The following is a 3,493-nucleotide window of genomic DNA, read 5'->3' on the forward strand; positions in this document are numbered from 1 at the left end:
TATCAACACCTACGGATATCAAATTCTTTAATTAATTTGAATCACTAAACTGGTATTTTTAATATTTCATATAAAAAACCGAGATTTTGTTGTCTCGGTTTTTTTATGGCAGTTTTGGCAAAAATGATGATTTTCCGTATGATATGGACAGCAATAATTAGTGTAGTGAAATGATGAAAAAGATTTTATTGATTGCAATGAGTTTGCTCTTTGTTGGTTGTTCAGAAAAGAAACCATTAACACCGGAAGAGCAGTGGCATGGCTTTTGTACTAGCGTAGGAAATGCTGCAAGAAGTATTGTTTTTGATCGTCAGCAAGCAATTGAAAAAACGCAGGCAGTTGAGCATGCAAACAAGATTGAAGATGAGATAACTAAAAAATTCATTCTTAATGTTATTGAAAAAGTTTATGCAATTCCAAAAGAAGAATTGACAAAAGATCCTCAAGCAATCCAAGAAAAAGTTAGAAAGCAAATGATGGATGAATGTTTGGCAACACCTCATGACAAAATGCCAAAATATAAATCGTTCTAATTGTGGATGAAGTTATCGAATTTCTATCTAATAAAGCTTAATTTGTTTAAAAAAAACTCAATTTAGCCCAATATGCTCATTATTTAGACATGGGTATTTAGATACAAAATAATGGGCATCACGGAGAAACACCCCGCGCTCATTAACTTTTACCTTGAACTCTAGTAAACTTTTGTAGTCCATATTACTTGTGAAGCTTTTAAGAAAGCTGGAATTTGCAAGTAATTTTTCAAAAAAAGAGGAATGAACACCGTGCTAGAAGCTTACCGCCAACACGTTGAAGAACGTGCCGCACTCGGAGTCCCACCGAAGCCACTTGATGACGCTCAAACAGCTCAGCTTGTTGAACTATTAAAAAATCCACCAGCAGGCGAAGAAGCGTTCTTGGTAGATTTGCTTGAAAACCGTGTTCCTGCAGGTGTTGACCAAGCAGCTTACGTAAAGGCAGCGTTCTTGGCAGCGATTGCAAAAGGCGAAGCAACTTCACCACTCGTTTCTAAAGAGCGTGCAGTTTACTTACTTGGTACTATGTTAGGTGGTTATAACGTAGCACCACTTGTTGAACTTCTTGACAATGCTGAACTTGCAAGCTTAGCTGCTGAAGCATTAAAGAAAACTCTTCTTGTATTTGATGCATTCCATGACGTAGCAGATAAAGCAAAAGCTGGTAATGCAGCTGCTAAAGCTGTTTTACAATCTTGGGCTGAAGCAGAATGGTTCACTAGCCGTCCTGACGTTCCAGAAGAAATCAAAATCACTGTGTTCAAAGTAACTGGTGAAACAAACACTGATGACTTGTCTCCAGCTCAAGATGCTTGGAGCCGTCCAGACATTCCATTACACGCAAATGCAATGTTGAAAAACGAGCGTGATGGTATCAACCCTGAAAAACCAGGTGAAGTTGGTCCATTAAGCCAAATTAAAGAACTTATCGCGAAAGGCAATCAAGTTGCTTACGTTGGTGACGTTGTTGGTACGGGTTCAAGCCGTAAGTCTGCAACTAACTCTGTTCTTTGGTTCTTTGGTGATGAACTTCCACACATTCCAAACAAAAAAGACGGTGGTGTGTGCTTAGGTTCTAAGATCGCTCCAATTTTCTTCAACACTATGGAAGATGCAGGTGCATTACCTGTAGAAATCGACGTTGCTAACATGAACATGGGCGACGAAGTAGTATTGAAAATTGACCATGCTGCTGCAAAAGTAACTGCTTTTAAAGATGGCGTACAAATTTCTGAAGCAGAACTTAAAACTCCTGTACTTTTAGACGAAGTACGTGCTGGTGGTCGTATTAACTTGATCATTGGTCGTGGTTTAACTGCTAAAGCGCGTGAAGAATTAGGTCTTGAACCTTCTACATTGTTCCGTACACCAGTACAACCTGCTGACACTGGCAAAGGCTTCACACAAGCTCAAAAAATGGTTGGCCGCGCATGTGGTTTACCTGAAGGCCAAGGTATCCGTCCAGGAACTTACTGTGAACCTAAAATGACAACTGTTGGTTCTCAAGATACAACAGGTCCAATGACTCGTGACGAGTTAAAAGACTTAGCGTGCTTGGGCTTCTCAGCTGACTTAGTGATGCAGTCTTTCTGTCACACTGCTGCGTATCCAAAACCAGTTGACGTAACAACTCACCATACATTACCTGACTTCATCATGAACCGTGGTGGTGTATCTTTACGTCCAGGCGACGGTATTATCCACTCTTGGTTAAACCGTATGTTACTTCCAGATACAGTAGGTACTGGTGGTGACTCACATACTCGTTTCCCAATCGGTATTTCATTCCCAGCGGGTTCAGGTCTTGTTGCGTTCGCAGCTGCAACTGGTGTTATGCCACTTGATATGCCTGAGTCTGTACTTGTTAAGTTCAAAGGTAAAATGCAACCTGGTATCACTTTACGTGACCTTGTACATGCAATTCCTTACTACGCAATTCAAGCGGGTGATTTAACTGTAGAGAAGAAAGGTAAGAAAAACATCTTCTCTGGTCGTATCCTTGAAATCGATTTATCAGAAATGGAAAATGACTTGACTGTTGAGCAAGCATTCGAACTTTCTGATGCGTCTGCTGAACGTTCTGCTGCAGGCTGTTCAATCACACTTTCTGAAGAGAAAGTTGCTGAATACCTACGTTCTAACATTACTATGTTGAAGTGGATGATCGCAGAAGGTTATGGCGATGCTCGTACACTTGCTCGTCGTGCTGAAAACATGCAGAAGTGGTTAGATAACCCAAGCTTGTTAAAAGCTGATGCTGATGCTGAATACTTAAAAGTTTATGAAATCGATCTAGCTGACATCAAAGAACCAATTCTTTGCTGCCCGAACGATCCAGATGACGCTAAACTTCTTTCTGACGTTCAAGGCGACAAGATTGATGAAGTATTCATCGGTTCTTGTATGACGAACATCGGTCACTTCCGTGCAGCTGGTCAGTTACTTGACAAAGTACCTGGTGGTTCATTGTCTACTCGTCTATGGTTAGCTCCACCAACTCGTATGGACGAGCACCAATTAATGGAAGAAGGCTTGTATAACATCTATGGCCGTGCTGGTGCACGTACTGAGATGCCTGGTTGTTCATTATGTATGGGTAACCAAGCACGTGTAGCGCCGAACACAACTTGTGTATCGACTTCTACTCGTAACTTCCCGAACCGTTTAGGTCAAGGTGCAAATGTTTACTTAGCGTCTGCTGAGCTTGCATCTGTAGCTGCTGTTCTTGGTAAACTACCAAGCCCAGAAGAATATCAACAGTATGCGTCACAAATTGACAGCGCATCTGCTGACATCTACAAATACTTAAACTTCGACAAGATGAGCGAATATACTAAAGAAGCTGATCAAGTTGATACTAAAAAAATCCAAGCTGCTCAATTGACTTAATATGTCGATTTAGTACAAAAAAGGAGCTGAGTATTCAGCTCCTTTTTTATTTAAATGAGACTTTATAC

2 protein-coding genes are annotated in these 3,493 nt (G+C 40.7%); both read left to right on the forward strand.

Annotated elements, in window-relative coordinates; genetic code table 11:
* Positions 1-170: 170 nt before the first annotated feature.
* Entirely contained in the window at positions 171-533 is a 363-nt protein-coding gene (locus HUN22_RS16095) for a hypothetical protein (protein WP_080759586.1), read from the forward strand.
* 252 nt (positions 534-785) lie between these two features.
* Positions 786-3,425 carry a bifunctional aconitate hydratase 2/2-methylisocitrate dehydratase gene (locus HUN22_RS16100; RefSeq protein WP_174731458.1) on the forward strand — a complete coding sequence of 880 codons (2,640 nt, stop codon included), beginning with the start codon at positions 786-788 and terminating at the stop codon, positions 3,423-3,425.
* Positions 3,426-3,493: the final 68 nt, after the last annotated feature.

Source organism: Acinetobacter lactucae (genome assembly GCF_013344765.1).
GTDB lineage: Bacteria > Pseudomonadota > Gammaproteobacteria > Pseudomonadales > Moraxellaceae > Acinetobacter > Acinetobacter lactucae_A.